The 15,599-nt window shown below is 66.8% G+C and carries 18 protein-coding genes and 1 tRNA gene; 5 read left to right on the plus strand and 14 right to left on the minus strand.

Annotated elements, in window-relative coordinates; genetic code table 11:
- Positions 1-23 precede the first annotated feature (23 nt).
- Entirely contained in the window at positions 24-494 is a 471-nt protein-coding gene (locus KXD98_RS01655) for a nitroreductase family deazaflavin-dependent oxidoreductase (protein ID WP_260761568.1), read from the plus strand.
- 13 nt (positions 495-507) lie between these two features.
- Here KXD98_RS01655 and KXD98_RS01660 read toward each other — a convergent pair whose 3' ends face one another.
- Positions 508-1,380: a glycoside hydrolase family 16 protein gene (locus tag KXD98_RS01660; RefSeq protein WP_260761569.1), complete on the minus strand. Its 873-nt coding sequence runs from the start codon at positions 1,378-1,380 to the stop codon at positions 508-510.
- A gap of 80 nt (positions 1,381-1,460) precedes the next feature.
- Between KXD98_RS01660 and KXD98_RS01665 the strand changes: the two genes are divergently transcribed.
- Positions 1,461-2,585, plus strand: coding sequence for an FUSC family protein (locus KXD98_RS01665; protein ID WP_260761570.1), 1,125 nt, complete (start codon positions 1,461-1,463; stop codon positions 2,583-2,585).
- 3 nt (positions 2,586-2,588) lie between these two features.
- Here KXD98_RS01665 and KXD98_RS01670 read toward each other — a convergent pair whose 3' ends face one another.
- The 6 genes from KXD98_RS01670 to KXD98_RS01695 all read right to left on the minus strand — a co-directional run bounded on the left by KXD98_RS01670 (position 2,589) and on the right by KXD98_RS01695 (position 9,343).
- A complete protein-coding gene (locus KXD98_RS01670) occupies positions 2,589-2,969 on the minus strand; it encodes a sensory rhodopsin transducer (RefSeq protein ID WP_260761571.1) in 381 nt (126 codons plus the stop codon).
- Positions 2,966-4,192, minus strand: coding sequence for a D-arabinono-1,4-lactone oxidase (locus KXD98_RS01675; RefSeq protein ID WP_260761572.1), 1,227 nt, complete (start codon positions 4,190-4,192; stop codon positions 2,966-2,968). The genes KXD98_RS01670 and KXD98_RS01675 overlap by 4 nt, the downstream gene beginning before the upstream one ends.
- Before the next feature lie 94 nt (positions 4,193-4,286).
- Positions 4,287-5,825: a tripartite tricarboxylate transporter permease gene (locus tag KXD98_RS01680; RefSeq protein ID WP_260761573.1), complete on the minus strand. Its 1,539-nt coding sequence runs from the start codon at positions 5,823-5,825 to the stop codon at positions 4,287-4,289.
- Positions 5,825-6,337 carry a tripartite tricarboxylate transporter TctB family protein gene (locus KXD98_RS01685; RefSeq protein WP_260761574.1) on the minus strand — a complete coding sequence of 171 codons (513 nt, stop codon included), beginning with the start codon at positions 6,335-6,337 and terminating at the stop codon, positions 5,825-5,827. The genes KXD98_RS01680 and KXD98_RS01685 overlap by 1 nt, the downstream gene beginning before the upstream one ends.
- Positions 6,334-7,332, minus strand: coding sequence for a tripartite tricarboxylate transporter substrate binding protein (locus KXD98_RS01690; RefSeq protein ID WP_260761575.1), 999 nt, complete (start codon positions 7,330-7,332; stop codon positions 6,334-6,336). The genes KXD98_RS01685 and KXD98_RS01690 overlap by 4 nt, the downstream gene beginning before the upstream one ends.
- 76 nt (positions 7,333-7,408) lie before the next feature.
- On the minus strand, positions 7,409-9,343 hold the full coding sequence (locus tag KXD98_RS01695; RefSeq protein WP_260761576.1) for a lipocalin family protein: 1,935 nt from the start codon (positions 9,341-9,343) through the stop codon (positions 7,409-7,411).
- Between the two features lie 173 nt (positions 9,344-9,516).
- On the opposite strand from KXD98_RS01695, the gene KXD98_RS01700 reads away from it, so the two are divergent.
- The gene (locus tag KXD98_RS01700) at positions 9,517-10,236 is read left to right on the plus strand and encodes a flavodoxin family protein (RefSeq protein WP_260761577.1); all 720 of its coding nucleotides are present in this window, start codon (positions 9,517-9,519) and stop codon (positions 10,234-10,236) included.
- Here the strand turns inward: KXD98_RS01700 and KXD98_RS01705 are convergent.
- The 6 genes from KXD98_RS01705 to KXD98_RS01730 all read right to left on the minus strand — a co-directional run bounded on the left by KXD98_RS01705 (position 10,233) and on the right by KXD98_RS01730 (position 13,014).
- Positions 10,233-10,694, minus strand: coding sequence for a hypothetical protein (locus tag KXD98_RS01705; RefSeq protein ID WP_260761578.1), 462 nt, complete (start codon positions 10,692-10,694; stop codon positions 10,233-10,235). The genes KXD98_RS01700 and KXD98_RS01705 overlap by 4 nt on opposite strands.
- Before the next feature lie 32 nt (positions 10,695-10,726).
- Positions 10,727-11,083: an ester cyclase gene (locus tag KXD98_RS01710; protein WP_260761579.1), complete on the minus strand. Its 357-nt coding sequence runs from the start codon at positions 11,081-11,083 to the stop codon at positions 10,727-10,729.
- 29 nt (positions 11,084-11,112) lie between these two features.
- Positions 11,113-11,472, minus strand: a complete 360-nt coding sequence (locus tag KXD98_RS01715) for a DoxX family protein (RefSeq protein ID WP_260761580.1) — start codon at positions 11,470-11,472, stop codon at positions 11,113-11,115.
- Between the two features lie 102 nt (positions 11,473-11,574).
- Positions 11,575-12,168 (minus strand): TetR/AcrR family transcriptional regulator, encoded by a 594-nt coding sequence (locus tag KXD98_RS01720; RefSeq protein ID WP_260761581.1) that lies wholly within the window; start codon positions 12,166-12,168, stop codon positions 11,575-11,577.
- Between the two features lie 92 nt (positions 12,169-12,260).
- Complete coding sequence (locus KXD98_RS01725; protein ID WP_260761582.1) at positions 12,261-12,764, minus strand: thermonuclease family protein; 504 nt, start codon at positions 12,762-12,764, stop codon at positions 12,261-12,263.
- A 55-nt stretch (positions 12,765-12,819) separates the two neighbouring features.
- The gene (locus KXD98_RS01730; protein WP_260761583.1) at positions 12,820-13,014 is read right to left on the minus strand and encodes an excalibur calcium-binding domain-containing protein; all 195 of its coding nucleotides are present in this window, start codon (positions 13,012-13,014) and stop codon (positions 12,820-12,822) included.
- 217 nt (positions 13,015-13,231) lie between these two features.
- On the opposite strand from KXD98_RS01730, the gene KXD98_RS01735 reads away from it, so the two are divergent.
- Complete coding sequence (locus KXD98_RS01735) at positions 13,232-14,647, plus strand: wax ester/triacylglycerol synthase family O-acyltransferase (RefSeq protein WP_260761584.1); 1,416 nt, start codon at positions 13,232-13,234, stop codon at positions 14,645-14,647.
- Between the two features lie 22 nt (positions 14,648-14,669).
- Here KXD98_RS01735 and KXD98_RS01740 read toward each other — a convergent pair.
- Positions 14,670-14,743 (minus strand) — tRNA-Gly (locus tag KXD98_RS01740).
- A 148-nt stretch (positions 14,744-14,891) separates the two neighbouring features.
- Between KXD98_RS01740 and dcd the strand changes: the two genes are divergently transcribed.
- Positions 14,892-15,464 carry a dCTP deaminase gene (dcd, locus tag KXD98_RS01745; RefSeq protein ID WP_260761585.1) on the plus strand — a complete coding sequence of 191 codons (573 nt, stop codon included), beginning with the start codon at positions 14,892-14,894 and terminating at the stop codon, positions 15,462-15,464.
- Positions 15,465-15,599 lie beyond the last annotated feature (135 nt).

The raw sequence follows: 15,599 nt of genomic DNA on the forward strand, positions 1-15,599 counted from the left end.
TGGTCCGGAGAGGTAGGGCCACGATGAGTTTCGTCAGCAGTAACGGCACACGCGGTGCCAAACAGCCCGGTTCCGGACTCCTGCCGCGTCTGGTGAATCGGATCGTCTCCGCGCGCATCCGCAAGGGCGCAAAGCTGCTGGGCAACTCCGACGGACTGATCCTGACGACCATCGGCCGCAAAACCGGGGTTCTGCGCAGCACCCCGGTCAACTACTTCCCGGGCCCGCAGGACAGCTGGCTGATCGTGGCGTCGGCGGCGGGTGCACCGAAGAACCCCTCGTGGTACTACAACATCGCGGCCAGTCCGGACATGGTGCAGGTCGAACTGGCCGGACGTACCATCGCTGTGCACGCCGAGCAGTTGCGTGGAGCAGAACGCGCCGCCGCGTGGCAGATGATCAGCCAGGCGAACTCACGATTTGCGAAGTACGCCGAGAAGACCGACCGGGAGTTTCCGATCATCCGGCTGACCGAGCGGTCGGTGACGTCGTGACGATCGCGCTACGTCAGAACACCCGGATCCAGTCGATCAGCATGTCTGCCGGATAGGTGCCCCCGGCGGGTTCGCGGCCACCGGAACCGCCGATGGCGATGTTGAACACCGGAGCCATCGTGAAACCCGGATCGTTGAACGGCCAGTCCGGCAGCGAGGTCGACAACGCCGTGAAGAACGGTTCCTTGCCCGGCTGGTAGTCCTGCCAGAAGTACATGCCCGACGGCAACCAGGTCATCCGCCAGGTGTGCCAGTTCGAGTCGATCGGAAAGTGCTGAGTCGCGAACATCGTGCCGTCTAGTCGGGCGTGCACGGTCGCACCCGACGGCCAGTCGCGGTTGCCGTACCACTCGAAAATGTCGACTTCACCGCCGCGCACCGGATCTTCGTTGACCAGCCAGAAAGCCGGCCAGGCACCATCGGTCAGGCAGTTGAGCTTGACGCGCGCCTCCCAGGTGGTCCCGACCCCGCCGCGCCAGTTCCCGACGATCTTCGCGCTGGCGTACTTCTCCTGGATGTTCGCGCCCTCCCCGCGGGTGGCGCGGATGACCAGATTGCCGTTCCCGTCGTGGAACACGTGCTCCTGGTCGGTGACGTAGCGGCCCATGTTGAAGGGCTTGTCCCACTCGACCGGGTTCCGGATGGTCTCCCGTTCCGGAACGATGAACCACCGGGCCGGGTCAGGCGGTGTGCCTGCGGGCGCGTTGAACTCGTCGGAGAACAGCAGCCCGGGCGCGGGTTGGGTGGCAGCTGCCGGAAGCCCGGATTCGTCGGGCCCCGGGGGCGGAGCGTCCCCGATCGCGGGCTGAGCCCCCGCCTTGGCCAGTGGCAGTGCGGCAGCCGCCGCACCGAACCCCAACATCATCATTGCGCGGCGTCGATCCATAGGTCGCATTCCTGCACCGTAAAGGCAACGGTGCGGATCCGGTGGCCTAACTCGCCGGTTTTGCGAGGACCCGCGCGGGCATGGGCGTGCGCCGTCTGGGTACCGGTAGCACGATGATCACCGGTGAGCAGTGCCGACGGGCCGGGCAGCGGGTGCGCGACGCCTGGCCCGCGCTGGCCCAGGCTGCGATCGCCGCCGGTATGGCCCACCTGATCGCGTGGGCGGTGATGGGTCGCGAGGACGCGTTCTTCGCCCCGGTGGCCGCGGTGCTCTGCCTGTCGGTGGCCACCGGCCGGCGCCTGTTGCGCGCCGTGCAGGTGGTGGTCGGGGTCGCCCTCGGTGTCACGATCGGCGACCTCCTGGTCCGGTTGCTCGGCACCGGACCGGCGCAGATCGCGCTGGTGGTGCTCCTTGCCGCCGGGGCGGCGGTGGCGGTGGGGGGCGGCCCGCTGCTGGTGAATCAGGCGGCGGTCGCCGCGTTGCTGCTGATCCTGTTGGAGCCGCCCGCCGGCCCGGCCCTGTGGCAGCGCCCGGTGGACGCACTGATCGGCGGAGCCACCGCACTGGTGGTGGCCGCGGTCGGGGCTCGCAACCCCCGCCGATCCCTGGCCCGCGCAACAGGGCCGTTGTTCGGTGATCTGGCGGCGGTGCTGCGCATGGCGGCGGACATGCTGGCAAGCGGAGATCAGCAGCGGCTCGACGCCGCCCTGGTCTCGGCCCGCGCGCTGGACCGGCGGCTGGAGAATTTCACCGGGGCGCTGGCCGCCGCCGCCGAGGCGGTCCGGTTGTCCGGGCGCCGCACCGCCCCGGATTGGCTGGACCGTTACCGATCGGCCGCGCATCGCATCGACATGACCGTGCTCGACGGCCGAACCATCATCCGGGCCACCGCCAACGCGATCCGGCACGGTCACGCGGTCCCGGCGCCGCTCGTGGAGGCGGTCCGCGACCTGGCTCGCGCCCTGGAGGGGTTACCGGCCTACCTGGAGGGCAGTGCGGGACCCGACGACGTCCGGATGCTGGCACGCCGCGCGGCGACCACGGCGTCGGGTGTCATCATCCGACCGCATTCGTTGACCAGCAGTGTTCTCGTCGGCGCCATCCGTTCCACCGCACTGGACGTGTTGTATGGCTCGGGCCTGGACCAACCGTCGGCGCTGCGTGAACTGGAGGACGCAGCGGGTCGCGCCTCCGACCTCAGATGAAGGTCAACTCGATGCGGGGTATCCGGGCGCGGCGAACAGCGAGTCCTCAGGTCGACGGGAATCCAGGTGCAGATGTTGGATGGTCACCGGGCGGTCGGATCGGACGACCAAACCGTAGGGCGTGTCGTAGGGCACGGCTTCCGGGTCGATCAGATCGTTGACCCGGATGCGGCGCACCCGCTGCCCGGCCACCTCGACCTCGTAAGGACCGACCGGATCCCGTTCGGCGTGGAACACGGTGATGGCCAACTGGGCTGGCGCGCTGTCGGTGTTGAGGATGCACAGCTCGTCGCGGCTGGTGTATTCGGGCTCCCGGCCGGTGCTCTCCGGGGGGATGCGTCCGGCGGGGAAGACCCACACGGTGGCGCCCAGCGGGTCGGTCATGCCGCCTCCTCGTCGAGCAGGTGGCGCAGGTGGTCGTTGAGAAATGTCCCGTGCGGGTCGAACCGGCGCCGCGTGTGGCGAAACGCGTCATAGTCGGGAAGGGCGCGGCGAAGCTGCTCGGCGCCGGCAGAGTGCTTCTTGCCGAAATGCGGCCGCCCGCCATGTGCGACCAGAATCGGCTCCATGTCGTCGAAGTACTCCTGGTAGGGCAGCGTGTTGTTCTGCAGCAGCGCGATGGTCATCGAGTCGCGCCCGGAGAACGGACTGAGGTAGCCGTCGTCGGCGGCGACGCTGCGGCACAGGACGCGCCAGCCGACGTTCTGGCGGTGCCGCTCTTTGACACGGTCGCGCACCTCGGCGAAGCATTCGCGAAAGGCCGCTATGGGTAGGGCGTACTCGATCTCGTCGAATTTCATCCCCCGGTCGGCCGGCTGTACGACTCGGCTCCAATCTTGTTGGTCTTTGCGAAGATTGCGGGGGTCGCAGCCGCCGAGCTGATCGAGCAGGTCCAGCGGCTCCTGGTCGGGTTCGTTGAGCGTCCGCAGCTGAGCCTCCTCGCGGCGCGGATGCCAGTAGAAGTCGAAATTGCGGTGCTGATCCACCAAGGCGTCGAGATGGTCCAGGCAGTCTTCGATGTGCACACACCATTCGCGACGACGAAGCCGCAACGCCGGCACCACGCGCAGACGCAGCAGCGTGAAGATGCCCAGCGCGCCCAGCGCGACCCGGCCGGCGCGCAACCCGTCATCGTCGTCGGGTCCGACCTCGCGGACCTCGCCGTCCCCGGTGACCAACCGGAAGCCGAGCAGATTGCTGGAGAAATTGCCCAGCCGGATGCCGGTGCCGTGGGTGCCGGTGCCGATCGCTCCCGAGAGGGCCTGGTAGTCCACATCGCCGTAGTTCTCCAACGCCAGGCCGTGCTCGTGCAGCGCGTCGCCGACCTCGATGAGGCTGGACCCGCCGTGGATCACCGCCTCCAGCCGGTCCTTGTCGACCGAGGCCACCCCGCTGAGCCGGTGCAGGTCGACGAGCACGTCGTCGGTCTGCACCAGCGGCATCGAGGAATGGCCCTTTCCGACCGGTCGCACGACGCGACCCTGTTGCGCGCAGTCGCGGACAAGTTCGGCGACTTCGTCTTCGCTGCGCGGTTCGGCGATCTGTCCGGGGGTGAACCGCAGGCTCTCCGACCAGTTCACCCACTCGCGCCGTTCTGGCGTGCCCATGCGCTACGCGCTCCCTTCGTCTGCACGGGGGATGCCCGGGGCAAGCGCGTTTACACCTCGTTCCGGCTCCGAGTGGCGCTCGGTAGACGAACGGCTATGAGCTGGTGGTGATTTGGTCCTCAGAAGCACTCTGATTCACCTGCGAGCGCAGCCGCACCTTGTTGTACACGCTGATCGCGATGACGATCGCCAGCAGCGTGTACAGAGTGATCGTGATGGGTGTGCTGACCAGCGTCAGCGGGTTGTTCTGCGAGTTGTTCATCGCAGCCCGCAGGGACGACTCGGCCAACGGGCCCAGGATCACCGCGATGAGCACCGGTGCGATCGGCACACCATAGCGGCGCATGCCGAATCCGATGAGGCCCAGGATGAGCATGAACACCACGTCGATCATGGCGGCACTGGCCGCGTACACGCCGAAGCACGCAAACATGGCGATGCCCGCGTACAGGTACTCCTTGGGGATGGTCAGCAACTTGGCCCATAGCGGGGCGAAGGGCAGGTTGAGAATCAGCAGGACGACCATTCCGATGATCAGACTGGCCAGTAGTGCCCATACGAGCTCGGCGTTACGGCTGAACAGTAGGGGACCCGGCTGGATGCCGTACTGCTGGAACGCGGCCAGGAGCAGCGCCGCAGTGGCCGAGGTTGGTAACCCGAGGGCAAGCAGCGCCCCCATCGCTGTTCCCGCTGTCGAGTTACCCGCCGCTTCCGGGGCGGCCACGCCACGGATCGCGCCGGTGCCAAACAGCGGCTTGGATCGTCGCGCGTCCAGGCGTTTCTCCAGGCCGTAGGCCAGGAAGGTTGGGACTTCCGCACCCCCGGCCGGGATGACGCCGAACGGGACCCCGATTCCGGTGCCCCGTAACCAGGCCGGCAACGCGTCACGGTACTCGGTCAGGGACAGGAACGGCCGCCCAGTCGACGGCGTGAAGCTGCGGTCGTCGGGCCGGCCGATGCGCGACGCGACGTAGATGACCTCGCCGACGGCCAGCATGGCGACGGTGATCACGACGATGCTCACACCGTCGAAGAGTGCGACGCTGCCGAAGGTGAAGCGCTGAGATCCGCTGACCTGGTCGGTGCCGATCATCGCCAGCACCAACCCGATCAGCAGTGCGGCCAGACCTTTGAGCACCGATTCCGACACCACCGCCGACGTCGCGATGAACGCGAACAATGCCAGCGCGAAGTACTCGCCCGGACCGAACCTGGTGGCCCAGTCCGCCAGTGCTGGGGCGAAGAAGACGACCAGGATGGTGGCGATCATGCCGCCGATGAACGCGCCGATCGCTGAGGTCGCCAGCGCTTGGGCACCCCGACCTCGGCGGGCCATCTTGTGCCCCTCGATCGATCCTGCGATCGCGGTCGAGTTGCCGGGGGTGTTCATCAGGATGCCCGCGATCGCGTCACCGAACAGTCCGCCGAAGTAGATGCCGGCGAACATCACCAGCGCGGCCAGCGGATCCAACGTGAAGGTGACGGGTAGCAGCAACGCCACGGCCATCGCCGATCCGAGCCCAGGCAACACGCCGACAGCGGTCCCGATGAGCGCACCGATGAGGACGTAGAGCAGGTTAGTCGGCGTCAGGACGTCGCCGAAACCGCCGATCAGCCCGGTCAACGCGTCCATCAGAAGAGTCCCATCACGCCGGGCGGTAGGTTCAGGCCGAGCAGACCGCTGAAGACCAGCTGCATGACTGACGAGGCGCCGAGCCCGATCAGCAGGTTCGGCACGTACCGGGTACTGCCCAGACCGACCGTCACGCCCCAGAACACGACTGCGCCGGCAATTATCCAGCCCGCCGGCTGCAGCAGCACCGCGAACGCGACCAACGAGCCGATCGTGATACCGGCCGACCGCCAATTACTGGAAGCGTCCGGGCCCCCGACCTCGGGATTGCGCAGTATGCTCACGGTCAGCAGTACTGCGATCACGAAGCAACATCCCGCGGTGATCGCGGGAAAGGCTTTCGGGCCGAAGATCTCCGAGTCGTCGGCGACCTCCATGTCGAAGATTCCCCAGACCAGGAAGATGCCCAGCACGACCAACAGCGCCGGCATGACCAGCGCACTCTTGCCAACCCAGAAGTGCTGCGGCGGAGAGTCTTCCACTTCGTCGCTGATGCGATCTTCGGTCGTCATACCAACCCCAGATCCTCCAGTATGGTGGCTACTCGTCGCTGTTCGGTCACCAGGAAGGCGCCGAACTCATCGCCGGTGAGGAAGGACTCCTCCCACCGGTTGCGGTCGATCGCGCTCTCCCACTGGGAGGTCTGCACCATCTCGGTGACGATCTCGATGAGCTCGGCCTGCCCGGCATCGTCGACACCCGGCGGTGCGACATAGCCCCGCCAGTTGACCAGATCGATTTCCGGATAGCCGGCCTCGTCGGCAGTCGGCGCGTCGAGGCCTTCCAGCCGTTCCGGGGCGACCACCATCAGCGCGCGCAACCGGCCGTCGATCAACAGGTCGCGAAAGTCGTTGTAACCGCTGATACCCACATCGGGCGTCCCGGGTGCAGTGGAGAGCAGGTTGATGGTCAGTTCGCCGCCACCGGCGTACGCCGAATACGTGAGATCGGCCGGATCGATGCCGCCGGCCAGCGCCAGCTGGGCTGCGACCATGTGGTCGATCCCGCCCGCCGAGCCGCCGCCGATCGGCATCGCGGCGGGGTTGGTGCGCCACGCCGCCAGGAAGTCATCGATGTTCTGGAACGGTGAGTTTGCGGGCACTGCAATGACTTCGAAATCCTCGGCCAGGCGAGCCACCGGCGTCATGTCCGACAGGTCGACCGCGGAGTTGTTGCGCACGATCCCGCCGAGCATGACCGTGCCGGTCACCATCATCGTCGCGGAGTCGCCGACTAACCGCGACAACTGGCCGAGGCCGATGGTCCCACCGGCGCCCGGGATGTTGACGACCTGAACGTTGTTGACGATCTGGTCAGCGCGCAGGGCCTGCTGCGACTCGCGGGCCACCAGATCCCACCCGCCGCCCGCCGCTGCCGGTGCGATCAAAGTCAGTTTGGCGCGCGCATCGGCGCCAGAGCCAGCGCGGTTCGCGTCGACGGCGGCCGCGACCACCAGAACGCAGACACAGACGATTCCGACCGTCCACCGCACGGCGGACGCGGTCATACTCGGCGACGGATTCAGGAATCGTCGCGCACGAGAGGGTGCCTCAGGCTCCTTTTGCCCATTTTCGTGGGTGCGGTTACACCGAGACCGTCTGCGCGGCCGGCTGCCGGGTCGGGGTGATCCGTCCGATGACGCCCTTGACCGAGGCGCGGTCCAGCAGCTCCTGGTAGAAGTCAGCCGACACCGTGCGCTCGCGGGTGAGCAGGAAGCCGCTCACACCGGTCGGGTCGGTGACGATTGCCCACTGATAGTCGGGGTCGAGGTCGACGATCCAGTAGTTGCCGGGCGGCCGGGCCGAGGCCGACCCGAAGAACCGGACGTTGAGCTTGTTGTTGGCCGGATCTACCGGCAGCGCGGAGCCGGTGATCGACGACTTCGGTCCGTTGTTGACGAAGTAATTGCCGGAGTTCTCGACTCTGATCGAGCCGTCGGGGTTGAGGCTGTAGACGGCCGTGGTGTTCACCAGTCCGAGGGAGAAGAACTGCTTGACGCTGCCCACCTCGTACCAGGTGCCCAGGTATTGGGTGAGGTCGACGACCGGTGGCGGTGCCAGCACCACCCCGGCGGCGTCGCCCAGCACGATGTACTGGTCGGGCGCGCCGTAGATCCCGGTGCCGTCCAGTGGTCCGAGTCCCTGGTACATATCGTTGATCCAGCCGGTGGACAACGTGTAGGTGGCCGCGGTGTTGCCGGGCGGGGAGAACCCCGTCGCCAATTGTGCGAAGAAGTCGAAGAGCGCGTTGCCGCCGATCAACGCGTCGGCGTGGGAACCGCGTGCCAGCGTCACTCCGACGAACTGACCGGGTCGCGCGGCCACCAGTTCATTGGTGGTGGCGCCGTTGGAGTTCCACGCCGCCGACGGCGACGCAATCTGATAGACCGGGATGAACGGGTCGTCCAGACTCTCCAGCGCACCGGTCAGCCTTCCCTGCCAGGCGACTCCGTCGTACATCACGACCCCACGCAGGCTGCCGTCGTTGAGCAGGTCCGCGGCGTAGTACCCGCCGACCGAGGTGGCGAAGCCGCCGCCGGCGGATTGGCCGGACAGCACGAAGCTCTGCGGCAGTACGCCCTGAAAGCCGGCTGCGGTCGCGCTGGTGGTCAGCGACGCACGATCGCCGAGGAACATCGTGGCCACGCCCTGTTGCATCGGCACGCCGTTGATCCAGCAGCCTGAGCAGAACAGGCCCGGCAGCGAAGGCAGGTTGGGCGCCACCACGATGCTGTTGGTCTGCTGAGCCAGCGTGCGGGCCAACGCAGACAGCGCCGACTTCTCCCCGAGGAAGCCGTGCTGCAACCAGATCACACCGGTGGCGGTCACCGAGCCGTCCGCCTGCGTCGGCAGGTACCAGTCTGCGCGCGCGGTGTAGGTCCGGGTCCCCACCGGAATGGTCAGCGGGGCCCGCGACGTCTTGACGCCGGTCACCGGGCCGTCGGCCGCATTGATCGAGACGGCCGCCTCGGTGGACACCGACCGTTGCTCAGTCGGCACTGTCAGCGCGGCGGGGATCACCGGGCCCGCGGTGGTCGACTCGGTGTCGGACACTGCGCGCCGGCGGGTCTCGCGGGGCTCCTCGGAGGTGGTGACCGGGACAGCCGCCGCCGGGGGGTTCGCGGCTGTCCCGGTGGTCGGTGCGGCAGGTTCGGACACCTCGTCGGCGTCGTCTGCGGGGTCCTGCCGGAGGGTGTATGCCCGGCCGGTCCGGGCAGGTTCGGTGTCGTCGTCGGAGTCGGCATCATCAGATATGGCCGTGCTGCGCAGCGCGGCAGAGCGCGGAGCCGCTGCCGGGTCGGCCGAGGACACCGAGGACAAAGATGCGTCTGCCTCAGCCGTCCGGGAAACGTCGGCACGCGAAGACGAGTCGGAGTCTGTGGACCGATCGGTGGATCGGCTCGCCGAGCCTGCCCCGTCGGAGGTATCGGCTGCTGCGACACCGGCGCCGGCGCCGAGCGCCAGACAGGCCCCCGCGGCTGCCGAGCCCAGCCAGAGCAGACAACGTCGTGAAGTCACGGGCCGGAATGTAACCGAGCAACTTCGGTTGCCACAGTGAATTGTCGCAAACGTCAGATTGACGTCATATCGAGCTGCGAGCCGGCACAGGTCGACACCCTGTGCTCACCGGCCGAGTGGGCGATACTGGACTGGCGCGACGAGAACCCCATCTTCCAGCGAGAAAGAGCCATATGACGGCATCTGCAGCCCCCGATTTCACCGGCCTGAAGGCCATGTTCATCAACTGCACGTTGAAGCGATCACCCGAGGTGAGCAACACCCAGGGATTGGTGGATCGCAGTGTTGCGCTGATGCGCAGCAACGGTGTCGAGGTCGATCAGATCCGTGCTGTGGACCACGACATCGCCGTGGGCGTCCGGCCGGACATGACCGAGTACGGCTGGGAGACCGACGAATGGCCTGCACTGCTGCAGCGAGTGCTGGCAGCCGACATTCTCGTGCTGGCCGGCCCCATCTGGCTGGGTGACAACAGCTCGGTGATGCGCCATGTGATCGAGCGGCTCTACGGCTATTCCGGTGTGCTCAACGACGCGGGCCAGTACGCGTACTACGGCCGGGTGGGCGGTTGCCTGCTCACCGGCAACGAGGATGGTGTCAAGCACTGTGCGATGAGCATCCTCTACAGCCTGCAGCACATCGGATACACCGTCCCGCCTCAGGCGGATGCCGGATGGATGGGTGAAGCCGGTCCCGGTCCGTCGTATCTGGACGAGGGTTCCGGCGGGCCGGATAACGATTTCGTCAACCGCAACACCACGTTTCTCACCTACAACCTGATGCACATGGCCAAACTGCTCAAGGGTGCGGGTGGGTTCCCGGCGTACGGGAACCAACGCTCGGAGTGGGACGCCGGTTGCCATTTCGGCTACGAGAATCCCGAATACCGCTAGCGCGCACAGTTCTCCAACAGGCGCGGCGCCAGGGCCCGGTGCACAGGTCCGAGGGCCTGCCAGACGATGTGGGCGGCCGGGTGGCGATACTCGAGGTAGGTCGACAGCGTCGCGAACTGATTGTCGCGGCGCAACTCCAGCAGGCCGTTCATCAGCGGACCGTGTGCCTGCAACGCGACCATTCCGGCTTCAGCGGCCACGACCTGCCAGCCCATCACGTGCTGAGGGGAGCTGAACGGCCCGAGATCGAATCGCAGCAGATGTCGGTGTGCCCACAGCACCAGCTGGTTTCCCAGCCCGGGCGCAGACCCCGTCCCGGCACGGAAGAGCTGCTCGGCGTCGCGTCGGTCTTCCGTCGGCAGTGGGATCCGGAAGGCGTCGGCGTAATCCGGCGCCGCGCTGCCCGGTAGTGACCTCTCGGGTGGCGGTGTCGTCCGCTGGGCGCCGAACAGCTTCATGTCTTCCTCCAGATCAGTTGTGCGAGTTGCTTTCAGGACGACGCCGTGGCAGGCCAATACTCCACGACCTTGCCGTTGCGCAACCTCAGGATGTCGTTGCCGGTGAACCGCGTCTCGCCCCTGGCACTGCTGCCAACGCCGGTCCAGCGCCCGATGACATAATCGCCGTCGACAAGAGGTCCGAGGTCGACAGCGAAATCCAGCTTTTCGAACATCGAATGTGTCTGCGCCACGACTGATTCCAGACCCGCCGGTCCTTCCACATCCCCGGTGGGCCAGTGACCGACGAAGGCGGCATCGATCAGGTCCGGCGTGATGACCCGGCGCCGCCAGACTGCGTCAATCCACTCGTGATACAGCGACTCTGCATGCTCCCGCGGCATCGACATGGTTTGCGCCCCTTTCGATGTCCTGACGACTACACAAGAAAGCTGTATATCCCGGTGGCGACGCAGATCGTGAGCATCCCGGTGGCGTTGAGCACCAGGTTGCGACCGAAGTCGCGGGCACGGACGTGCGCCGCGATCGCCAGGACGAAGTAGAGGACCAGGGCTGCGCAGGTGAGGGCGGCGAGATAGGGAATCCACAATCCGGCCAGCAGTCCGGCAGCGGCCGCGAACTTGATCGGCGGCATGATCCACCACCAGCGACGAGGCCAGCGCACGTTGTCGAAGCAGTCGGCGATGAAGGCCATCGGTTTGACGCACATCAACCCGTCGACAAGCTGGATCAACGCCAGCACGATGACGGGCCACTGCGGGTCGGGAAGGGTCGTCACGAGGCCACCTCTGTTGTGCGTCGTTAGCTACCAACATACGGTACGGTACGGTATGTTACGAAGGCAAGGGGTGGGAAGGTGACGGGCTCGGATTACCGGTAGTCAGCCACCGGGGGCGGAGGCGCCGCCGGCGAGGCCAGGCACCAGCGGCAGCAGAAGCTCGAAGACGCCGCGCAGTTCGTTCGCGTCGATGGGTGGGACGACCACCGCGGCGCCGACCGCGACCAGGTAGGGCAGCAGCGCAGCCAATCGGGCCTCGCCGTCAGTGCCGACGAAGGGGCGCCAGACGCGCTGCAGGGCGGCCAGCCTCGCACGGTCGATCCGGGCCTGGACGGCCTGCACGTCACGATCCCAGGTGGCCCACGCTCGGACGGCGACCTCTAGTTCCGGCTGGTAGAGCCCCGGCCGGTCAGGTACCACGAACTGGGTGAGGCGGGTCAGGGTGGCGTGTACGTCTCCGGTGGCAGAGGCGTCGTCGATTGCGTGCTCCAGGCCGTCGGTTGCCATCTTCTCGTAGTAGGCGAGCAGCTCACGCTTGTAGGCCGCGGCACCGTCGAAATGGTGGTGAAAGGAGCCCTTGGACAGCTTGAGCCGCGCGGAGATCCGGTCGATGCGCACGGCCTCGGCGCCTTCGCCGGCCAACATCTGGATCCCGGCGTCGAGCCAACGCTGCCGGGCATCGGTGCGAGCGCCCACAGCGACCTCCGGAAATACTAGACGGTTTGGTATGGCAAGACGGTAGCATCGCGCCGTGCGTTACCGGCCCGTCGACAGCGGCGTGAGCGTGGCTAGAGCGGGTGCGACCGAGTGTCGCCGAAACACGGCGGTCCCCAGAGTCCACGTTGGGCGCTGCGGGCCTCCTGTTCGGCGGCTGCTATCTGGCCGAACAGGCTGACCGGGTTGCCGGCATAGACGTAGGACCGAGCCGCACCGGCGCGCGCCGCTTCGATGCTGTAGTTCCAGCCGCCAGCCTTCACGAGGTAGGCCAGCGTGCGGCCATAGCGGTCGGTTCTGTCCTGTGTCGGGTCGGGCACGAACGCCACCCGCTGCCCCAACAGGTTCTGCTCGGCAAACTCTGTAGCCTCAGCGCCCCAACAGCCCACCGAATAGCCGGGTCGCTTGGTCTCCGGAGTGTCGATACCCAGCACGCGGATCCGGAGCCGACCGCGAACGTCGTCGCGTATGTCGATGGTGTCTCCGTCGACGACCCGCAACACGGTCGCGGTGACCGCTTGTGGGTCGGCCCTCGCCGGGGGCGGCGAGAGTAGAACAGCCAAAGCCGTGATCGCCACGACAGCAACTGCGGACAATCGGAAACTATTGTTGCCCAGATGCATTGAGTAGGGGTTAGCTCTCACAACCGATGCCGTCGCGGTCTCGGTCCAGGTGCTCGCCGTAGTACTCCGAGGTCGAGGGAATGTTGGTGTACCCCGCTTCGCGCGCCTCGGTGCAGTTGCGGAACGGTGCGGCGCTCGCGGCCGGGGCCAGGCTGACGGCGATCACTCCGGCCAGCATGCCGGCTGCGATCAACGAACGAATCATGGGTTGCTCCCCCCAGTTGTCCTGGTGTGATGGCTCCCCCGAGCAGCAAAAGACTAGTCGGGTGGGGGCCGCGGCGACAAGTCCCCGGGACGGACTCCGAGCGGTCGGATCGGCGATGAGCATCGGCAAAACCGGCAGGTCGCGTCCATGCCCCGGCGATACTTGAGCGGATGCGGTGCGGTGTTGTCGTGCCGCAGGAGTGAGTGGGGGCTGGCCGATGGACCCGCTGGAGCCGCTCGACGCGGCGATGATGACTGCGGAGTTGCTCTCCGAGCCGCTGCACACCGCGGCGGTTCTGGTCTTGTGTCCGCCGTCGGAGGCCCAAGCCGACTACGTCGAGGAGATCTACCGCAACGCGTTGACCGAAGCCACCCCACTGGATCCGAGATTTCGCCGCCACCCGCACCTGGGGGTCGACACAGCGGGGGTGTGGGTGTGGCAGATCGTCGACGACGTGGACATGGCCGAGCACCTGCGACGCCGCACACTGCCCGCCGGAGCTGACCGCGATGCCTTATGGAAGCTCGTCAGCGACTTGCACAGCGAGCCGTTGGAACGGTCGCGGCCGATGTGGATGGCCTATCTCATCGACGGCTTGGCCGATGGCCGCTTCGCGTTCTACATCAAGGTGCATCACACCCTGATCGACGGGGTTGCCGGGCTGGCGATGATCGCCGACGCCCTGACCACCGACCCCGACCGACGGTCGATGCCGCCGATCTATGCCGACCCCGACCGGCATTCCGTCCCGGCGGCGACCACCCGACGCGGACGAATTCCCAACCCGGTGACGCTGATCCGGTCGACGCTCAACAGCGTCGCCTCGGGACTGCAGACCGTCGGCCAGGTCGCCCTTGGTGAACTGTCGACGGTGGCGGCCGGCCTCGGGGGAGGAGCCGCAGTGTTGCCGTTCGACGCGCCGTACACCCGGTTCAACGGGCCGGTCGGACCGCTCCGGACCTTCGCTGGAGCCAGCTGGCCGAAGTCTCGCATCCGTGCTGTCCAGGCGGCTGCGGGAGTCACGGGCAACGACGTGCTGACCGCCGTGGTGGCGGGGGTGCTGCGAGAGTGGTTGCTCGCGCGCGACGAGTTGCCCAACTCCTCGCTGGTCGCGATCTGCCCGGTGACGGTGCGTGGCCGTGAGCGAGCCGCAGCGGAGGACGAACACGCCAACCTGTTCGGGCTGCAGTTGTGTCGGCTGGGCACCGATCTGGCCGACCCCGTTGAGCGGCTGGAGCACATCCACCGCGGGATGTCCTGGGCAAAACGCCAGGTCGCCGGTCGTGGGGCGAATGCGTCGACGGTGCTCCTCGCGCCGAGTATCGCGCTGACCGTGTTGACGGCCAACGTGCCGTTCACGTCGCGCATACGGCGCGGCTACAACGTCTCGATCTCCGGAGTGCCCGGGCCCAGTGACGAGATGTACTGGAATGGAGCACATCTGGAGGAGATCTATCCGGTGTCTACCGCAATCGACGGGCAGGCGCTGAACGTGACGATGTGTTCCTATGCCGATCGGGTGACGTTCGGGTATATCTCGGGCCGAGACGTGGTCCCCGACATCGAGTCACTTGTCGCGTTGACCGAGCGTGCGCTCAGTGAGCTGGAGACCGCCACCGGGGCCTCAGCGTGAGTCCGGCCGGGACCGTTCGTCGTGGAGCCGGTGACGGGAATCGAACCCGCGTATTCAGCTTGGGAAGCTGATGTTCTGCCATTGAACTACACCGGCATGGTCGAACAGGAAGGCTAGCACTGAACGGACGGCGCAGGTCACCAGGGGCGGGAGCGTCCAACGTCGAGTTGTGTCCCGGAACTGGCCGCCGACAGGTACACAAGTCAACACTCGGCGAGGAACGCCCGACCGTTACGCTCGTGCCGTGCTGCTCTCCGACCGAGACCTCCGCGCCGAGATCGACGCCGGAAGGTTGGGCCTGGACCCGTTCGACGACAGCCTGATCCAGCCGTCCTCGGTCGACGTCCGCCTCGACAGCCTGTTCCGGGTGTTCAACAACACCCGCTACACCCACATCGATCCGGCCAAGCGCCAGGACGACCTCACCACCCTGGTGGAGCCCAAAGAAGGCGAACCGTTCGTGCTGCACCCCGGTGAGTTCGTGCTCGGTGCAACCCTGGAGCGCTGCACGCTGCCCGACGACCTGGCCGGCCGGTTGGAAGGCAAGTCCTCGCTGGGTCGCCTGGGCCTGCTGACCCACTCGACGGCCGGCTTCATCGACCCCGGCTTCTCCGGGCACATCACCTTGGAGCTGTCCAACGTGGCCAACCTGCCGATCACATTGTGGCCGGGAATGAAGATCGGCCAACTATGCCTGCTGCGCCTCACCAGTCCCGCCGAGCACCCCTATGGCAGCGCCGGCACCGGGTCGAAATATCAGGGTCAGCGCGGTCCCACGCCGTCGCGGTCGTACCAGAATTTCCTGCAGTCGAATTGACCCGAACGTCACTGAAAAAGTCACCCGCCGGACCGAGAAAACGTCACTGACGAAACACCTGTCACGCGAGTACTGTCGAAAGCGCCTTCACCGCGTCAGCTAACCGCGTCGCTGTAACGCGATAGTTGAACATGC

Origin of the sequence: Mycobacterium sp. SMC-4 (assembly GCF_025263265.1) — a bacterium.
GTDB lineage: Bacteria > Actinomycetota > Actinomycetes > Mycobacteriales > Mycobacteriaceae > Mycobacterium.

Excerpts from the sequence above, each read along its gene's own strand:
- KXD98_RS01655 (WP_260761568.1), top strand. The coding sequence starts at position 24 with ATGAGTTTCGTCAGCAGTAACGGCACACGCGGTGCCAAACAGCCCGGT.
- KXD98_RS01700 (WP_260761577.1), top strand. The coding sequence starts at position 9,517 with ATGACGGCATCTGCAGCCCCCGATTTCACCGGCCTGAAGGCCATGTTC.
- KXD98_RS01705 (WP_260761578.1), bottom strand. The coding sequence starts at position 10,694 with ATGAAGCTGTTCGGCGCCCAGCGGACGACACCGCCACCCGAGAGGTCA.
- KXD98_RS01660 (WP_260761569.1), bottom strand. The coding sequence starts at position 1,380 with ATGGATCGACGCCGCGCAATGATGATGTTGGGGTTCGGTGCGGCGGCT.
- KXD98_RS01665 (WP_260761570.1), top strand. The coding sequence starts at position 1,461 with ATGGGCGTGCGCCGTCTGGGTACCGGTAGCACGATGATCACCGGTGAG.
- KXD98_RS01685 (WP_260761574.1), bottom strand. The coding sequence starts at position 6,337 with ATGACGACCGAAGATCGCATCAGCGACGAAGTGGAAGACTCTCCGCCG.
- KXD98_RS01710 (WP_260761579.1), bottom strand. The coding sequence starts at position 11,083 with ATGTCGATGCCGCGGGAGCATGCAGAGTCGCTGTATCACGAGTGGATT.
- KXD98_RS01680 (WP_260761573.1), bottom strand. The coding sequence starts at position 5,825 with ATGGACGCGTTGACCGGGCTGATCGGCGGTTTCGGCGACGTCCTGACG.
- KXD98_RS01675 (WP_260761572.1), bottom strand. The coding sequence starts at position 4,192 with ATGGGCACGCCAGAACGGCGCGAGTGGGTGAACTGGTCGGAGAGCCTG.
- KXD98_RS01690 (WP_260761575.1), bottom strand. The coding sequence starts at position 7,332 with ATGACCGCGTCCGCCGTGCGGTGGACGGTCGGAATCGTCTGTGTCTGC.
- KXD98_RS01735 (WP_260761584.1), top strand. The coding sequence starts at position 13,232 with ATGGACCCGCTGGAGCCGCTCGACGCGGCGATGATGACTGCGGAGTTG.
- KXD98_RS01730 (WP_260761583.1), bottom strand. The coding sequence starts at position 13,014 with ATGATTCGTTCGTTGATCGCAGCCGGCATGCTGGCCGGAGTGATCGCC.
- KXD98_RS01670 (WP_260761571.1), bottom strand. The coding sequence starts at position 2,969 with ATGACCGACCCGCTGGGCGCCACCGTGTGGGTCTTCCCCGCCGGACGC.